We start from the raw sequence: 14,376 nt of genomic DNA, 5'->3' as shown, positions 1-14,376 counted from the left end.
GCGCAGGATTGGCGCGCAGGTCAGGCGCGTTCGGCCAGGAACAGGTAGGCGGCCAGCAGCCCCAGCAACGGAATCAGGTTCAACACCAGGGCTGGCACCGCCAGCCCGCGGCGTTCGCCGCGGAACAGCGCGGCGATGGCGAGCAGGCTGCCGAACAGCCAGCTCGCGGCGCTGTACATGATCGCCTTGCCGGCGCAGTGCAGGCTCCAGTCGCCGCATTCGCCGTCGGGGGTCAAGCCGAACACCACCAGCCAGGCCGCGGCCGGGCCGAGCAGCAACGCGCACCAGGCCAGCGCGCCGAACAAACGGCCGCGCGAGGGCTCGGGATCGATCAGGTCGTCGGGCGCGGACAGGCCGTAACCGGCGCGGCGGTCAACGGCCATGGCGGCGGCCCGCGCGTTCGGCGCTCATCGGCAATCGCCCGCGCGCGGCGGGCAGGGCAATGCGGCATCCTTTCATATCGATCTCCTGGCCGGTTATCGATGCGCGCACCTTGGCGCATCGGGCGGCAGCGCGGCGTGACGGCCGCGGGGTGGGGCGAGGAGCGAGCGGAGAGAAGTGAGGAGTGAGCGAAAGCAGCGACTCGCTCTTGCTCACTCCTCACTTCTCCCCGCTCACTCCTGGCTTTCAGACTTCCAGCGTGGCCAGATCGCCCTTCGTCTCCAGCCAATTCTTGCGGTCGCCGGCGCGCTTCTTCGCCAGCAGCATGTCCATCAGCGACAGGGTCTGGGCGTTGTCGTCGACGGTCAGCTGGACCAGGCGGCGGGTGTCGGGGTGGATGGTCGACTCGCGCAGCTGCGAGGCGTTCATCTCGCCCAGGCCCTTGAAGCGGGTGACGTTGACCGCGCCGCTTAGGCCTTTCTTGCGATCGCCCTTCTCGCGCTCGATCTTTTCCAGCAGCAGGCGCTTTTCCTCTTCGTCGAGGGCATAGAACACGTTCTTGCCCACGTCGACGCGGAACAGCGGCGGCATCGCCACGAAGATGTGGCCGGCCGCGACCAGCGCCGGGAAGTGGCGCAGGAACAGCGCGCTGAGCAGGGTGGCGATGTGCAGGCCGTCGGAGTCGGCGTCGGCGAGGATCACGACCTTGCCGTAGCGCAGCCCGGCGATGTCTTCCTTGCCCGGATCGCAGCCGATCGCCACCGCCAGGTCGTGCACTTCCTGCGAGGCCAGCACGCTGCCGGACGCGACTTCCCAGGTGTTGAGGATCTTGCCGCGCAGCGGCAGGATCGCCTGGAAGTCCTTGTCGCGCGCCTGCCGCGCGCTGCCGCCGGCCGAGTCGCCTTCCACCAGGAACAGCTCGGTGCGCGAGAGGTCCTGCGAGGTGCAGTCGGCGAGCTTGCCGGGCAGGGCCGGGCCCTGGGTGATCTTCTTGCGGACGATCTGCTTTTCGGTCTTGAGCCGCGCGCTGGCGCGCTCGATCGCCAACTGGGCGATGCGCTCTCCGAGTTCGGTGTGCTGGTTCAGCCACAGCGAGAACGCATCGTGCGCCGCGCCCTCGACGAAGCCGGCGGCCTGGCGCGAGGACAGGCGTTCCTTGGTCTGGCCGCTGAACTGAGGGTCGGTCATCTTGATGCTGAGCACGAACGCGACCCGGTCCCACACGTCTTCCGGCGCCAGCTTGACCCCGCGCGGCAGCAGGTTGCGGAAGTCGCAGAACTCGCGCAGCGCGTCGGTGAAGCCGGTGCGCAGGCCGTTGACGTGGGTGCCGTGCTGGGCGGTCGGGATCAGGTTGACGTAGCTTTCCTGGGTCAGCTCGCCGTCCGGCGCCCAGGCCACCGCCCAGTCGACCACTTCGGTGTCCTTCTTGAGCTGGCCGACGAACAGGTCCGGCGGCAGCAGCTCGCGCTGCGGCTGGCCTTCGCGCAGCGCGCTGGAGAGGTAATCGCGCAGGCCGTCCTCGTAGTACCACTCCAGCCGCTCGCCGGTGGCTTCGTCGAACAGCTTGACGTTGAGGCCCGGGCACAGCACCGCCTTGGCCCGCAGCACGTGCTTGAGCGCGCGCAGGCTGAACTTGGGGCTGTCGAAATACTTGGGGTCGGGCCAGAAGCGCACGCGGGTGCCGGTGTTCTTCTTGCCGACGCTGCCGACGATCTCCAGCGGGCTGGCGCGGTCGCCGTCCTTGAAGGCCATGCGGTATTCGTTGCCTTCGCGCTTGATGTAGACATCCACATGCTTGGACAGCGCGTTGACCACGCTGACGCCGACGCCGTGCAGGCCGCCGGAGAAGGTGTAGTTCTTGTTGCTGAACTTACCGCCGGCGTGCAGGCGGGTCAGGATCAGCTCGACGCCGGGCACCTTCTCTTCCGGATGGATGTCCACCGGCATGCCGCGGCCGTCGTCGGCGACCTCGCAGCTGCCGTCGGCGTAGACGGTGACCTCGATGCTGCGGGCGTGGCCGGCCAGGGCTTCGTCGACCGCGTTGTCGATGACTTCCTGGGCCAGGTGGTTCGGCCGCGCGGTGTCGGTGTACATGCCGGGCCGGCGCTTGACCGGGTCCAGGCCGGAGAGGACTTCGATGTCTGCGGCGTTGTAGCGACTGCTCATGAAACCTGCGTCAGTAGTAAGGAGTGGCGTCCGGGGCGGCGCCGGGGGCGGCGCGGTGCCGGCGGGCGGGCCGGGCCGGCGACGGCGGCCATCTTGCCATCGGCCGGTGACGGCGGCGCATCGGCGGGGCCGGGCGCGGGGCGCAGCGAGCATGGCGACCGGGGGCGGCCGGGTCAAGCGATGCCGCGCGGGCCGGCGCGGGCGCACATTCACGCCCGCCGCCGTCTCGCCGGTTGCGACCGCGGCTGCGACGGGCGTTCCAGGGCGCGCAGGTTGCGGTCGCGGGTCAACGACGCGGCCACGCCGCCGGCTTGATCTGGCGCAAGCCGCGCCGGCGCGGGCGCTGTCATCCTGCGCGCCGTTCCCAACCCCATGTCCGAGTCCCACGCCACAGGAGGGCATCGTGTCCGCCCAGGACCAGTACTACGACCTGCAGCAGAGCTACGGCCGCTGCCTCATCCGCAAGGGCTTCATCGAACGCTTCTACGAAATCTTCATGGCCAGCCATCCCGACGTGGCGCCGATGTTCGCGCGCACCGATTTCCAGAAGCAGCGCCTGGCCCTGCGCCGCGGCATCAGCGTGGCGATCTTCTACGCCGCCGGCAGCGCGGTGGTGAAGCGCACCAGCGAACAGATGGCCGACGTGCACGCGCGCGCCGGCCGCACCCCGGTGCGGCCGGAACTGTATCCGTACTGGATCGACAGCCTGCTGCGGGCGGTGCGCGAGTTCGACGAGCAGGCCGACGAGGCGCTGCTGGCGCGCTGGCGTCAGGCCATGCAGGCGGTGACCGGGATGTTCGGTGCGCGCTATTGACCGCGTTTTTGGCGCCGCCGGCGCGGTCCGCGGGCGCCTGCGGCGATTGAAAAACCGGCCCGTCGCCCCCATCCCCTGTATCGTCTACCGCAGTCGTGCGACACGTGCGGCCGTTCGTTCAGCCCCTGGCGAGGCGGCCGGGGCTAGGGTTCGCGACGTCGCGGCAGGGATGCCCCGGCGCGCCCGCGAGCCGGGTTTCCGCCCAGGTTCCGGTCATTCCACTTTTCGGAGGTATGCCATGAAGATCCGCAAGCTGCTGCTCCCCGCCGCCGTGGTCGCGGCCCTGGCCGTGCTGGTCGCGCCGAGCGCGTTCGCTCAGCAGGGTCCGCAGGCCGACCCGAAGTCCGAGGAGGCCAAGAAGGCCGAAGACGCGAAGAAGGCCGAGGCCAAGAAGAAGGCCGAAGCCGACAAGCGGCAGAAGTCCGGCGACCGCGGGGTCGAGCCGGAGGAAGAGGGCAACAAGTAAGCCTGTCCTTATGGCAGCGTCGAAAGGTCGCCGCCGCCGTGAAATTCATAAACCCCGGCCCGATCGGCCGGGGTTTTCTTTTTCGGCGCCCAGCGTAAGAGGGCGCCGACGTTACGCCGGACTAGGCGATTCAAGCGCGATTCGCTCCTGCCGGAGAGCGCGGCGATCCCCTTGGTATCGATCGGCGCTACTTTGTTTTTCGGCTTGCCGCGGAAGTTCGTTGCGCCAGGCGCGGCGCTAGGATCGATCTGTCGAACCGGCCTGCCGGGCCGGTGGTATCCGGGCAGATTCGTCATGAAGATCATGGTGATAGCGATATTGCGCGTGGCGGTCGGGCTGGCGCTGGTCTGGGTCGGCTTGTCGTGGGCCGTGCTGTCGATGGTGCCGATAGACGAGGGCGAGACCTTCGGATGGCGATCGCTGGGAGTGTTCACGTTGGTCGTCGCCGCGATCGGTTTCATGTCGGGTTTGATTTCCGGTCGTTATCTGCTCGTGCCGGCGCTTTTGCTGTCCACGGTGGGATGGCTGTTGCTGATCAATGTGCTCCAGTGGCCCGAGATCAAGGGCGGCACCGGCACGTTCATGAGCGGTGTGATCGAACGAGCGCCGCAGGTGCTGTGGTGCAATGCATGCTTGGCGTTGGGCATTTCAATGGGGTACCGGCTTGCGCGCCGATGGAAATGGGTGGCGCCGGCGCGGAACTGAGCCTTTGTGGCTACTGCGGCTAGGATGGTGCCAATCTCACCTGGAATGCCGCTCGATGCGCCGCGCCGCCGCCTGCTTCTGCCTCGCCCTGGCCTCGCTGCTCGGATTGCCCGCGGCCGCGCGCGAGCCGCGCTACACGGTGCTGCGGGTCGACACGCGCAGCCAGCCGCTGGCGTTGTACTGGGACGACGAGCGCGGCCGCCCGTTCCACCGTTTCAAGACGCTCGACGCCTGGCTGCGGGCGCGCGGCCAGCGCCTGCGCTTGGCGATGAACGCGGGCATGTTCGAGCCGGACTATTCGCCGGTCGGCCTGTTCGTCGCCGACGGGCGCGAGCGCGCGCCGCTGAACCTGCGCGACGGCGAGGGCAATTTCTATCTCAAGCCCAACGGCGTGTTCCTGCTCGACCGCGACGGCAAACCGCGGGTGATCGAAGCCTCGCGCTATCCCGGTTTCGCCGACGGCGCGCGGCTGGCGACCCAGTCGGGCCCGTTGCTGGTCGCGGGCGGACGCATCCATCCGGCGCTGGATCCGCAGTCGCGCTCGCGCCACCGGCGCAACGGCGTCGGGGTGAAGGGCGACGAAGTGATCTGGGCGGTCAGCGACGACAAGGTCAGCCTGTACGAATTCGCGCGCTATTTCCGCGAGGAACTGGGTTGCCAGGACGCGCTGTACCTGGACGGCACGCTGTCGTCGCTGTATGCGCCGCAGTTGAAGCGCGCCGACCGGCGCGGCAAGCTCGGGCCGATCCTGGCGGTCACCGAACCGCTGGAGTGATCCGATCCACGGCGGCGCCGAGGCGCCGCGACAGGAGTCCTTCATGGCGATCCGCATCGTTCGACTCGGCACCGCGCGCGGCCCGCGCGAAGGCTTGCGCATCGGCACCGTGCGGCGTCCGCCGCGCGGCGTGCCCAAGTCGGAATTCGCGAAACAGGATTGGTACGACGTGTGGTTTCCGACCCTCGCGCCGAGCCTGGAGACGATGAAGCAGGCCCAGGCCGCGCGGACGCCGGCGCAGTGGAACGCGTTCGTGCGCAAGTACAAGGCCGAAATGAAGGGGCACGACGCGCAGCACGCGCTGGAGCTGCTCGCGGCGATGTCGCACGGCAGCGATTTCTCGGTGGGCTGTTATTGCGAGGACGAATCGCATTGCCACCGCTCGATCCTGCGCGAGTTGCTCGCGGACAAGGGCGCGGCGCTGGCCTGAGCCGTCGCATCCGCGGCGCTCGTCGGCCGGCTCGGCCGGGCGCCGGTAGCGGAATCCTCGACCTTGGGGATGAGGCTGGGGCTACTTGAGCGGCGCTTGCCACAGCGCCCACCGCGAGACGACGCGCCGGCCTACGATCGGGCCGTCTCGACGGATCGGGGAGGGTGGGATGAAGAACGCAATCTTCGCGGTCGCAGGCGCGTTGGCCGGCCTGGCGATCCAGGCCGTGGGCATGCAGCTCACGCTGGCGGCCCTGCTGTCCGGATGGGACGGACCGTTCAGCGGCGGCGGTCTGTTCGCCGCGACGACGCTGCTGCTGCTCTTGCTGCCGACCGGCGTCTGCGCGGGCGCGGTGGCGCGCCGCTACCTGTTCCTGGTCCCGGCGCTGCTGTTGCTGGCGGTCGGTTGGGAGATGTACCTGGGGATCAGCGGCGATGTGGCCGATACGATCGCCGGGAATCTCGACGTGCTCGACCTGGTGGACGGCCTGACCTTGTTCCTGTGGGCGGCCATGGCGCTGGCGGTCGGAATCGTGCAGGGCTGCCGCCTGTCCTGGCGGGCGTGGCCGAAACCCGCCGCCAAGACCGCTTGAGGCTGCGCCGCCGGGACATCGTCCGGGCGCCGGAGCCGACCTTCGGCGCGGGCCGCCGCGACCGGCCGATTGCGGCCGATGCTGCGCCGCACCGATTCCGCCCGGATTCGCGGAACCCGCGCAAACCCTTGCCGTGCAAGGCTTTGCGCGGCTTCACCACGGCCCGCGCCGGTGTCAAGCAGTCGCGGGTTCACGCGCCAACCTGTAAACTGCGGCTTTCCAGCGGCTGCAAAATCCATGACTCCCCTGATCTTCGTCACCGGCGGCGTGGTGTCCTCGCTTGGCAAGGGCATCGCGGCGGCCTCGTTGGCGGCCATCCTCGAAGCGCGCGGTCTGCGCGTGACGATGATGAAGCTCGACCCCTACATCAACGTCGACCCGGGCACCATGAGCCCGTTCCAGCACGGCGAGGTCTACGTCACCGACGACGGTGCCGAGACCGACCTCGACCTGGGTCACTACGAGCGCTACCTGCGCACGCGGCTGAGCCGCAAGAACTCGATCACCACCGGCCGGATCTACGAAAACGTGATCCGCAAGGAACGCCGCGGCGATTACCTCGGCGGCACCGTGCAGGTGATTCCGCACATCACCGACGAGATCAAGCGCCTGATCGTGGAAGCCACCGAAGGCTTCGACGTGGCCCTGGTCGAGGTCGGCGGCACCGTCGGCGACATCGAGTCGCTGCCGTTCCTCGAGGCGATCCGCCAGCTGCGCACCGAGCGCGGCCCCGAGCACGCGTTGTTCATGCACCTGACCCTGGTGCCGTTCATCGCCGCCGCCGGCGAGCTCAAGACCAAGCCGACCCAGCATTCGGTCAAGGAGCTGCGCTCGATCGGCATCCAGCCCGACGTGCTGCTGTGCCGCAGCGAGCAGCCGCTGCCCGATAGCGAGCGCCGCAAGATCGCGCTGTTCACCAACGTGCCGGAAAAGGCGGTCATCTCGGCCGTCGACCTGGACAACATCTACAAGCTGCCTCAGTGGTTCCACGAGCAGGGCCTGGACGCGATCGTCCTCGACCGCCTGCGCATCCAGGCCGGTCCGGCCGACCTGGGCGAGTGGAACGAAGTCGTCGACGCGACCACCCATCCGGTCGATGAAGTCACCATCGCCGTGGTCGGCAAGTACATCGACCACCAGGACGCGTACAAGTCGCTGGCCGAGGCGCTCAAGCACGGCGGCCTGCGCCAGCGCACCAAGGTCCAGCTGAAGTGGCTGGAATCCAGCGAAGTCGAGCGCCACGGCGTGGACGCGCTGGCCGGCGTCGACGGCATCCTGGTGCCCGGCGGTTTCGGCGACCGCGGCTTCGAGGGCAAGGTCGCCACCGCCAAGTACGCGCGCGAAAACAAGGTGCCGTACTTCGGCATCTGCTACGGCATGCAGGCCGCGGTGGTCGATTACGCCCGCCACGTGGTCGGCCTGGACGGCGCCAACAGCACCGAGAACGACAAGCACAACCCGCATCCGGTGATCGGCCTGATCACCGAATGGCGCACCGCCACCGGCGAAGTCGAGCGCCGCAGCGAAGCCAGCGACCTCGGCGGCACCATGCGCCTGGGCCTGCAGGACCAGCGGATCAAGCCCGGCACCCTGGCGCGCGAGCTGTACGGCAAGGACGTGGTCGGCGAACGCCACCGCCACCGTTACGAGTTCAACAACCGCTACCGCACCCAGCTCGAGGACGCCGGCCTGGTGATCGCAGCCAAGTCGATGGACGACCTGCTGGTGGAAATGGTCGAGCTGCCGCGCGCCCAGCACCCGTGGTTCCTGGCCTGCCAGGCGCACCCGGAATTCCTGTCCACGCCGCGCGACGGCCACCCGCTGTTCATCGGCTTCGTCCGCGCCGCGCGCGAGGCCAAGGCCGGCGGCAAGCTGTTGCGCGAGGTCAAGGGTTGAAACCTCCTCCGCCCGGCTCGTCCGATCCGGCGGAGACCGCGCAGGCCGCTGCGGCGTCGGGCCGGCCTGCCCGCGACGGCGCGCGCAGCGCCGGCAAGTGGCTGATGCTGCTCGCCCTGGGCGTGCTGCTGGCCGGACTGGTGGCGTACCAGCTCATCCTCGGCGATGGCCTGGACAATTACGGCACGGTGTTCTTCCCGCTGGCGCTGGTCGTCGCCTGCATCGCGGTGCCGCTGGCGCTGATCGGCGCGGCGATGTGGCTGGCCGGGGTCGCGCGCGCGCAGCGCGCCGGCAAGCCGCGGCCATGACCTCGATGCTTGTGCCGGCCGCTGGCAGTACCCATTGGATGGCAGTCGGACCCCGACGTCCCCCGCGCACGCGCGAGCGCGCAACCATGAACCTAGGAAACAAGCGATGAAACTCTGCGGCTTCGATGTCGGCCTGGACCAGCCTTTCTTCCTGATCGCCGGCCCCTGCGTGATCGAATCGATGCAGTTGCAGCTCGACGTCGCCGGCCAGCTCAAGGAGATCACCTCCGCGCTCGGCATTCCCTTCATCTTCAAGTCCAGCTTCGACAAGGCCAACCGCACCTCGGCGACGAGCTTCCGCGGCCCGGGCCTGGAGGAAGGCTTGAAGGTGCTGGCCGAGGTCAAGCGCCAGATCGGCGTGCCGGTGCTGACCGACGTGCACGAATACACGCCGATGGCCGAAGTCGCCTCGGTCGTCGACGTGCTGCAGACCCCGGCGTTCCTGTGCCGGCAGACCGACTTCATCCAGAACGTGGCGCGCGCCGGCAAGCCGGTCAACATCAAGAAGGGCCAGTTCCTCTCGCCGTGGGAGATGAAGCACGTCACCGCCAAGGCCAAGGCCACCGGCAACGAGGCGATCATGGCCTGCGAGCGCGGCGCCAGCTTCGGCTACAACAACCTGGTCAGCGACATGCGCTCGCTGAGCGTGATGCGCGACACCGGCTGCCCGGTGGTGTTCGACGCGACCCATTCGGTGCAGCTGCCCGGCGGCATGGACGGCAAGTCCGGCGGCCAGCGCGAGTTCGTGCCGGTGCTGGCGCGCGCGGCGATCGCGGTCGGCGTGTCGGGCGTGTTCATGGAAACCCACCCGAAACCCGAAGAAGCGCTGTCCGACGGCCCCAACGCGGTGCCGCTGCCGAAGATGCGCGGCCTGCTGGAGACCTTGGTCGAGCTCGACCGGATCACCAAAAAGAACGGGTTCCTGGAGCAGGATTTCTGATGCCCGACCCAGCGCGGCCCGATCCGACCGCCGAAGCGGCCGCGGCCCATGCCGCGGTCGCGATTTTCAGTGTTTCCCGCCATTGCAGCCGCCGCCCGCGCGCGCGGCGACGCGCCTGAGCCGGCGCCGATGGCCTTTTCCGAATCCGAACGCCAGCGCCTGCTCGCCCTCAAGGGCGTCGGCGAAACCGTGATCGCGCGCCTGGAGCAGGCGGGCTACGGCTCGCTGAACGCGCTCGCCGGGGCCGACCCGGCGCGCATCTGCGCCGACGTCGCCGGTATGCTGCGCGCCAGTTGCTGGGGCAACAGCCCGCAGGCGCGCGCCGCGATCTCGGCTATCGTTGGCCTGGCCCGCTCCTCGACTCTTCCCACTTCCCACCCTCGCTGACCCCTCCGACATGACCTCGATCACCCAGATCCACGCCCGCGAAATCCTCGACAGCCGCGGCAACCCGACCCTGGAAGCCGAAGTGACCCTGGCCGACGGCAGCTTCGGCCGCGCGATGGTCCCGTCCGGCGCCTCCACCGGCAGCAAGGAAGCCGTGGAACTGCGCGACGGCGACAAGACCCGTTACCTGGGCAAGGGCGTGCGCAAGGCGGTGGAGAACGTCAACACCACCATCGCCCAGGCGCTCAAGGGCCTGGACGCGACCGACCAGGCCGCGCTGGACAAGCGCATGATCGATCTGGACGGCACCGAGAACAAAGGCCGCCTGGGCGCCAACGCGCTGCTCGGCGTGTCGCTGGCCAACGCCCATGCGGTGGCGGCGAGCAAGAAGCTGCCGCTGTGGAAGTACCTCGCCGGCGACCGCGCGCCGGTGCTGCCGGTGCCGATGATGAACATCATCAACGGCGGCGCCCACGCCGACAACAACGTCGACCTGCAGGAATTCATGATCCTGCCGGTCGGCGTGGCGAACTTCGCCGAGGCACTGCGCGCCGGCGCCGAGGTGTTCCACGCGCTCAAGTCTGTGCTCAAGGGCCGCGGCCTGAGCACCGCGGTCGGCGACGAGGGCGGTTTCGCCCCGGACCTGCGCAGCAATGAAGAGGCGCTGGAAACCATCCTGGAAGCGATCGGCAAGGCCGGTTACAAGGCCGGCGAAGACATCCTGCTGGGCCTGGACGTGGCCTCCACCGAGTTCTACGACAACGGCAAGTACCACCTGGTCGGCGAAGGCAAGCGCCTGACCAGCGAGCAGTTCGTCGACTTCCTCGCCAACTGGGCCGCGCAGTACCCGATCGTGACCATCGAAGACGGCATGGCCGAAGACGACTGGAACGGCTGGAAGCTGCTGACCGACAAGATCGGCAACAAGGTGCAGCTGGTCGGCGACGACCTGTTCGTGACCAACCCGAAGATCTTCGCCGAGGGCATCGACAAGGGCGTGGCCAACGCGATCCTGATCAAGGTCAACCAGATCGGCACCCTGACCGAGACCCTGGCAGCCATCGCCATGGCCGACCGCGCCAAGTACGCCGCGGTGGTCTCGCACCGTTCCGGCGAAACCGAGGACACCACCATCGCCGACATCTCGGTCGCCACCACCGCGACCCAGATCAAGACCGGCTCGCTGTGCCGCAGCGACCGCGTGGCCAAGTACAACCAGCTGCTGCGCATCGAAGAGCAACTGGGCTCGGCGGCGCGCTACGCCGGCCGCGACGCGTTCGTCTCGCTGCGCCGCTAAGGCGCGGCCGACGGAACCGGTATGGCCGAGAAGTCGCGCAAGGCGTGGCTGGGCGTGGTGGCGCTGGCGCTGCTGGCGCTGCTGGCCGCGTTGCAGTACCGGCTGTGGTGGGCCGGCGGCGGAGGCGGCGGCAGCGTCGCCGCGCTGCAGGCCCAGGTCGACGGGCAGACCCGCGAGAACCAGGGGCTGCAGCAACGCAACGACGCGCTCGCCGCCGAAGTCGAGGACCTCAAGTCCGGCGAGGCGGCGGTGGAGGAGCGCGCGCGCAGCGAGCTGGGCATGATCAAGCCCGGCGAGACCTTCTATCGCGTGGTCGAGGCCAGGCCGCAGCCGCCGGGCCCGAACGCCGCGGCCGCGGTCAACGCGGTGCAGAACGGCGCCGCCGCGGGCCAGGATGCGGCCGACGAGGAGCCGTCGCTGGAAGAGCAGGTCGACGAGCCGCCGACCGAGGTCCCGCCGTCGACGCCCGAACCGCATCCGATGCCGGCGCCGGTGCAGCATTGAGCCGGGCGGCGCGCCGTCGCTGCGCTGCCTGGCCCGCTCGTCGCGATGCCGCGTTCCAGCGTCGCGATCGCGCGGCGCGCCGTTGCGGTCCGCGATCCGAGGCGGCGGTTCGATCCCTCGTCGCGGCGATTGCACGCTCGGTCGTGGCGATCCCATACCCCGATGCGGCGATCCGACACTCCGTCATTCCGGCGAACGCCGGAATCCATTTCGCTTTCGCTTTCGCTTTCGCTTCCGCGACGCGCACGCGCCGTCGGCGGCCCGGGCTTCGATACCACGCGATGAGCACCGCATGATCTGGGCCGTCCTCCCCGCCGCCGGCCGCGGCCAACGCTTCGGCGGCGACACCCCGAAGCAGTACCTGCGCATCGCCGGCAAGCCGCTGATCGAACATGCGCTGACCGCGCTGCTCGCGCACCCGCGCGTGGCCGGGGCGATGGTCGCGCTGTCGGCCGGCGACGAATTGTGGCCGGGCTGGAGCGAACTGCTCGGCAAGCCGGTGCTGCGCTGCACCGGCGGCAACGAGCGCGCCGACTCGGTGCTGGCGGCGCTGCGTGCGCTGCCGCCGCAGGTCGGCGAGGACGCCCTGGTGCTGGTCCACGACGCCGCGCGCCCGAACCTGCGCGGCGAGGACATCGGCCGGCTGATCGCCGCCGCCGAGGCCGCGCCCGACGGCGCCATCCTCGGCGCGCCGCTGCGCGACACGCTCAAGCGCGCCGGCCGCGGCCGCATCGTCGGCACCGAGCCGCGCGAAGGCCTGTGGCGCGCGTTCACCCCGCAGGCGTTCCGCCGCGGCGCGCTGACCGCGGCGCTGGCCGAGGCCGCCCGCGCCGGCGTCGCCGTCACCGACGAAGCCTCGGCGATGGAGCGCAGCGGCGTCCAGCCCTGGCTGGTGGAAGGGCGCGAGGACAATCTCAAGGTCACCACGCCGGCGGATCTGGCGCTGGCCGAGTATCTGATCGGCCGGCATTGAAGGCGAGAAGTGAGCGCAGAGAAGTGAGGGGCGAGCGAAAGCGCGCTCCGCCGCTCCCGCTCCTGCTTTCGCTCACTCCTCACTTCTCTGCACTCACTTCTCTACACTCGCTTCTCGACCGCTGCTCCTGCTTTCGCTCACTCCTCTCCACTCACTTCTCGACAATGAACATCCGCATCGGCCAAGGCTACGACGTCCACGCATTCGGCGACGGCGACCACGTGATGCTCGGCGGCGTGCGCGTGACGCACGAGCGCGGCGTGATCGCCCATTCCGACGGCGACGTGGTGCTGCACGCGCTGTGCGACGCGATGCTCGGCGCGTTGGCGCTAGGCGACATCGGCAAGCATTTCCCGCCCAGCGACGAGCGCTGGCGCGGGGCGGACAGCCGCACGTTCCTGCGCCATTGCAACGAATTGATCGCGAAGCGCGGCTACAAGGTCGGCAACTGCGACGTCACCGTGATCTGCGAGCGGCCCAAGGTCGGCCCGCACGCGCAGGCGATGCGCGAGTCGATCGCCGCGGACCTGGGCATCGCGGTGGACGCGGTCAGCGTCAAGGCCACCACTTCGGAAAAGCTCGGTTTCACCGGGCGCGGCGAGGGCATCGCGGCGACGGCCGTGTGCCTGCTGGTGGGCGCATGAGCGGCGACGACAACGGCCTGGGCGGGCTGCCGCGCGCGCACGGCGCGCCGGCGCTGCGCGCGCGCATCCGCAGCGCGCCGGAGGATTTCCGAGTCGAGGAACTGCCGTCGTTCGCCGCCAGCGGCAGCGGCGAGCACCTGCTGCTGACCGTGGAGAAGCGCGGCATGAACACCGCCTTCGCGGCCAAGCGGCTGGCGCAATGGGCGGGCGTGGGCGAGGTCGCGATCGGCTACGCCGGGCTCAAGGACCGCCACGCGGTGACCGTGCAGCGCTTCAGCGTGCACCTGCCCAAGCGGGTGGCGCCGGCGCTGGCCGAGCTGGAAAGCGACGAGCTGCGCGTGCTCGAACATCACTGGCATGCGAAGAAACTGCCGCGCGGCGCGTTGGCGGGCAACCGCTTCGTGCTGGCCTTGCGCGACGTGGACGGCGAGCGCGACGCGGTCGAACGGCGCTTGCGCGCGATCGTCGCCGACGGCGTGCCCAACTATTTCGGCGAACAGCGCTTCGGCCGCGACGGCGACAACGTCGCCAACGCGCTGGCGATGTTCGCCGGCCGCCGCGTGCGCCGCGAGCAGCGCAGCCTGCTGTTGTCGGCCGCGCGTTCGGAACTGTTCAACCGCGCCCTGGCCGCGCGCGTGCGCGACGGCAGCTGGGCCGGCCTGCGCGACGGCGCCGGCCTCGACGGCGAGGTGTGGTCGCTGGCCGGCAGCCGCAGCGTGTTCGGGCCGGAACCGTGGAGCGAGGCCTTGGCCGAGCGCCTGGCGGGCAGCGACATCCATCCCAGCGGCCCGCTGTGGGGCCGAGGCGAACTGCGCAGCGCCGGCGCGGTGCGCGCGCTGGAACTGGCCGCGTTGCAGGACGAGCAGGCGCTGGCGCTGCGCGCCGGCCTGGAAGCGGCCGGGCTGGAGCAGGAGCGGCGCGCGCTGCGGCTGCGCGCGGAGTCGTTGCAATGGCGCTGGCTCGACGACGGCGCGCTGGAACTGGGCTTCGCGTTGCCGGCCGGCGCCTACGCCACCGTGGTGCTGGCCGAGCTGGGCGCGATCGACGGCGCGCGCTGATCCGGCCGGCGTCGCGGTCGCGCCCGCGCACGGCGGGTTT

At 69.8% G+C, this 14,376-nt stretch carries 17 protein-coding genes and 1 pseudogene; 15 read left to right on the top strand and 3 right to left on the bottom strand.

Going from position 1 to position 14,376, the window contains the following annotated elements:
* Positions 1-20: 20 nt before the first annotated feature.
* Together JHW41_RS17700 and parE are read right to left on the bottom strand one after the other, a co-directional pair.
* Positions 21-383, bottom strand: coding sequence for a hypothetical protein (locus JHW41_RS17700; protein WP_078998984.1), 363 nt, complete (start codon positions 381-383; stop codon positions 21-23).
* Positions 384-627: 244 nt separating this feature from the next.
* Positions 628-2,547, bottom strand: coding sequence for a DNA topoisomerase IV subunit B (gene parE, locus JHW41_RS17695; protein WP_250444076.1), 1,920 nt, complete (start codon positions 2,545-2,547; stop codon positions 628-630).
* A 403-nt stretch (positions 2,548-2,950) separates the two neighbouring features.
* Between parE and JHW41_RS17690 the strand changes: the two genes are divergently transcribed.
* The gene (locus tag JHW41_RS17690) at positions 2,951-3,361 is read left to right on the top strand and encodes a globin (RefSeq protein ID WP_057946806.1); all 411 of its coding nucleotides are present in this window, start codon (positions 2,951-2,953) and stop codon (positions 3,359-3,361) included.
* A gap of 238 nt (positions 3,362-3,599) precedes the next feature.
* Positions 3,600-3,827: a hypothetical protein gene (locus JHW41_RS17685; protein ID WP_057946807.1), complete on the top strand. Its 228-nt coding sequence runs from the start codon at positions 3,600-3,602 to the stop codon at positions 3,825-3,827.
* 8 nt (positions 3,828-3,835) lie between these two features.
* On the opposite strand, the gene JHW41_RS17680 is transcribed toward JHW41_RS17685, so the two are convergent.
* Positions 3,836-4,132 carry a hypothetical protein gene (locus JHW41_RS17680; protein ID WP_250444073.1) on the bottom strand — a complete coding sequence of 99 codons (297 nt, stop codon included), beginning with the start codon at positions 4,130-4,132 and terminating at the stop codon, positions 3,836-3,838.
* Here JHW41_RS17680 and JHW41_RS17675 point away from each other — a divergent pair.
* The 13 genes and pseudogenes from JHW41_RS17675 to truD all read left to right on the top strand — a co-directional run bounded on the left by JHW41_RS17675 (position 4,122) and on the right by truD (position 14,336).
* A complete protein-coding gene (locus JHW41_RS17675; protein ID WP_250444070.1) occupies positions 4,122-4,532 on the top strand; it encodes a hypothetical protein in 411 nt (136 codons plus the stop codon). The two genes, JHW41_RS17680 and JHW41_RS17675, sit on opposite strands and share 11 nt — an antisense overlap.
* A gap of 55 nt (positions 4,533-4,587) precedes the next feature.
* Positions 4,588-5,307, top strand: coding sequence for a phosphodiester glycosidase family protein (locus tag JHW41_RS17670; protein ID WP_250444066.1), 720 nt, complete (start codon positions 4,588-4,590; stop codon positions 5,305-5,307).
* A gap of 43 nt (positions 5,308-5,350) precedes the next feature.
* Positions 5,351-5,737 carry a DUF488 domain-containing protein gene (locus JHW41_RS17665; RefSeq protein WP_078998991.1) on the top strand — a complete coding sequence of 129 codons (387 nt, stop codon included), beginning with the start codon at positions 5,351-5,353 and terminating at the stop codon, positions 5,735-5,737.
* 169 nt (positions 5,738-5,906) lie between these two features.
* Positions 5,907-6,329 carry a hypothetical protein gene (locus JHW41_RS17660; RefSeq protein WP_250444063.1) on the top strand — a complete coding sequence of 141 codons (423 nt, stop codon included), beginning with the start codon at positions 5,907-5,909 and terminating at the stop codon, positions 6,327-6,329.
* Positions 6,330-6,566: 237 nt separating this feature from the next.
* Positions 6,567-8,225 carry a CTP synthase gene (locus tag JHW41_RS17655; protein ID WP_057946812.1) on the top strand — a complete coding sequence of 553 codons (1,659 nt, stop codon included), beginning with the start codon at positions 6,567-6,569 and terminating at the stop codon, positions 8,223-8,225.
* Positions 8,222-8,533, top strand: a complete 312-nt coding sequence (locus JHW41_RS17650; RefSeq protein WP_057946813.1) for a hypothetical protein — start codon at positions 8,222-8,224, stop codon at positions 8,531-8,533. The genes JHW41_RS17655 and JHW41_RS17650 overlap by 4 nt, the downstream gene beginning before the upstream one ends.
* 106 nt (positions 8,534-8,639) lie before the next feature.
* A complete protein-coding gene (kdsA, locus tag JHW41_RS17645; RefSeq protein ID WP_057946814.1) occupies positions 8,640-9,473 on the top strand; it encodes a 3-deoxy-8-phosphooctulonate synthase in 834 nt (277 codons plus the stop codon).
* Between the two features lie 69 nt (positions 9,474-9,542).
* On the top strand, positions 9,543-9,860 hold the full coding sequence (locus JHW41_RS17640; protein ID WP_250444057.1) for a helix-hairpin-helix domain-containing protein: 318 nt from the start codon (positions 9,543-9,545) through the stop codon (positions 9,858-9,860).
* A 10-nt stretch (positions 9,861-9,870) separates the two neighbouring features.
* On the top strand, positions 9,871-11,157 hold the full coding sequence (gene eno, locus JHW41_RS17635) for a phosphopyruvate hydratase (RefSeq protein ID WP_250444054.1): 1,287 nt from the start codon (positions 9,871-9,873) through the stop codon (positions 11,155-11,157).
* A gap of 43 nt (positions 11,158-11,200) precedes the next feature.
* A pseudogene (ftsB, locus tag JHW41_RS26000) lies at positions 11,201-11,562 on the top strand (cell division protein FtsB); the annotation flags it as partial.
* 391 nt (positions 11,563-11,953) lie between these two features.
* A complete protein-coding gene (ispD, locus tag JHW41_RS17625; protein WP_250444050.1) occupies positions 11,954-12,634 on the top strand; it encodes a 2-C-methyl-D-erythritol 4-phosphate cytidylyltransferase in 681 nt (226 codons plus the stop codon).
* A 164-nt stretch (positions 12,635-12,798) separates the two neighbouring features.
* Complete coding sequence (gene ispF, locus JHW41_RS17620) at positions 12,799-13,278, top strand: 2-C-methyl-D-erythritol 2,4-cyclodiphosphate synthase (protein ID WP_250444048.1); 480 nt, start codon at positions 12,799-12,801, stop codon at positions 13,276-13,278.
* On the top strand, positions 13,275-14,336 hold the full coding sequence (gene truD, locus JHW41_RS17615; protein ID WP_250444045.1) for a tRNA pseudouridine(13) synthase TruD: 1,062 nt from the start codon (positions 13,275-13,277) through the stop codon (positions 14,334-14,336). Before ispF ends, truD begins: the two co-directional genes overlap by 4 nt.
* Positions 14,337-14,376 lie beyond the last annotated feature (40 nt).

Origin of the sequence: Lysobacter enzymogenes (assembly GCF_023617245.1) — a bacterium.
In the GTDB taxonomy this organism is placed as follows: domain Bacteria; phylum Pseudomonadota; class Gammaproteobacteria; order Xanthomonadales; family Xanthomonadaceae; genus Lysobacter; species Lysobacter yananisis.
Note: the sequence above shows the minus strand (reverse complement) of the source record. Positions and strands in the feature narration are given on the sequence as shown.

Coding starts and splice junctions, on each gene's coding strand:
- JHW41_RS17680 (WP_250444073.1), bottom strand. CDS start 4,132: ATGATCTTCATGACGAATCTGCCCGGATACCACCGGCCCGGCAGGCCG.
- truD (WP_250444045.1), top strand. CDS start 13,275: ATGAGCGGCGACGACAACGGCCTGGGCGGGCTGCCGCGCGCGCACGGC.
- eno (WP_250444054.1), top strand. CDS start 9,871: ATGACCTCGATCACCCAGATCCACGCCCGCGAAATCCTCGACAGCCGC.
- kdsA (WP_057946814.1), top strand. CDS start 8,640: ATGAAACTCTGCGGCTTCGATGTCGGCCTGGACCAGCCTTTCTTCCTG.
- JHW41_RS17675 (WP_250444070.1), top strand. CDS start 4,122: ATGAAGATCATGGTGATAGCGATATTGCGCGTGGCGGTCGGGCTGGCG.
- JHW41_RS17660 (WP_250444063.1), top strand. CDS start 5,907: ATGAAGAACGCAATCTTCGCGGTCGCAGGCGCGTTGGCCGGCCTGGCG.
- JHW41_RS17700 (WP_078998984.1), bottom strand. CDS start 383: ATGGCCGTTGACCGCCGCGCCGGTTACGGCCTGTCCGCGCCCGACGAC.
- JHW41_RS17685 (WP_057946807.1), top strand. CDS start 3,600: ATGAAGATCCGCAAGCTGCTGCTCCCCGCCGCCGTGGTCGCGGCCCTG.
- JHW41_RS17655 (WP_057946812.1), top strand. CDS start 6,567: ATGACTCCCCTGATCTTCGTCACCGGCGGCGTGGTGTCCTCGCTTGGC.
- parE (WP_250444076.1), bottom strand. CDS start 2,547: ATGAGCAGTCGCTACAACGCCGCAGACATCGAAGTCCTCTCCGGCCTG.
- JHW41_RS17670 (WP_250444066.1), top strand. CDS start 4,588: ATGCGCCGCGCCGCCGCCTGCTTCTGCCTCGCCCTGGCCTCGCTGCTC.
- ispD (WP_250444050.1), top strand. CDS start 11,954: ATGATCTGGGCCGTCCTCCCCGCCGCCGGCCGCGGCCAACGCTTCGGC.
- ispF (WP_250444048.1), top strand. CDS start 12,799: ATGAACATCCGCATCGGCCAAGGCTACGACGTCCACGCATTCGGCGAC.
- JHW41_RS17665 (WP_078998991.1), top strand. CDS start 5,351: ATGGCGATCCGCATCGTTCGACTCGGCACCGCGCGCGGCCCGCGCGAA.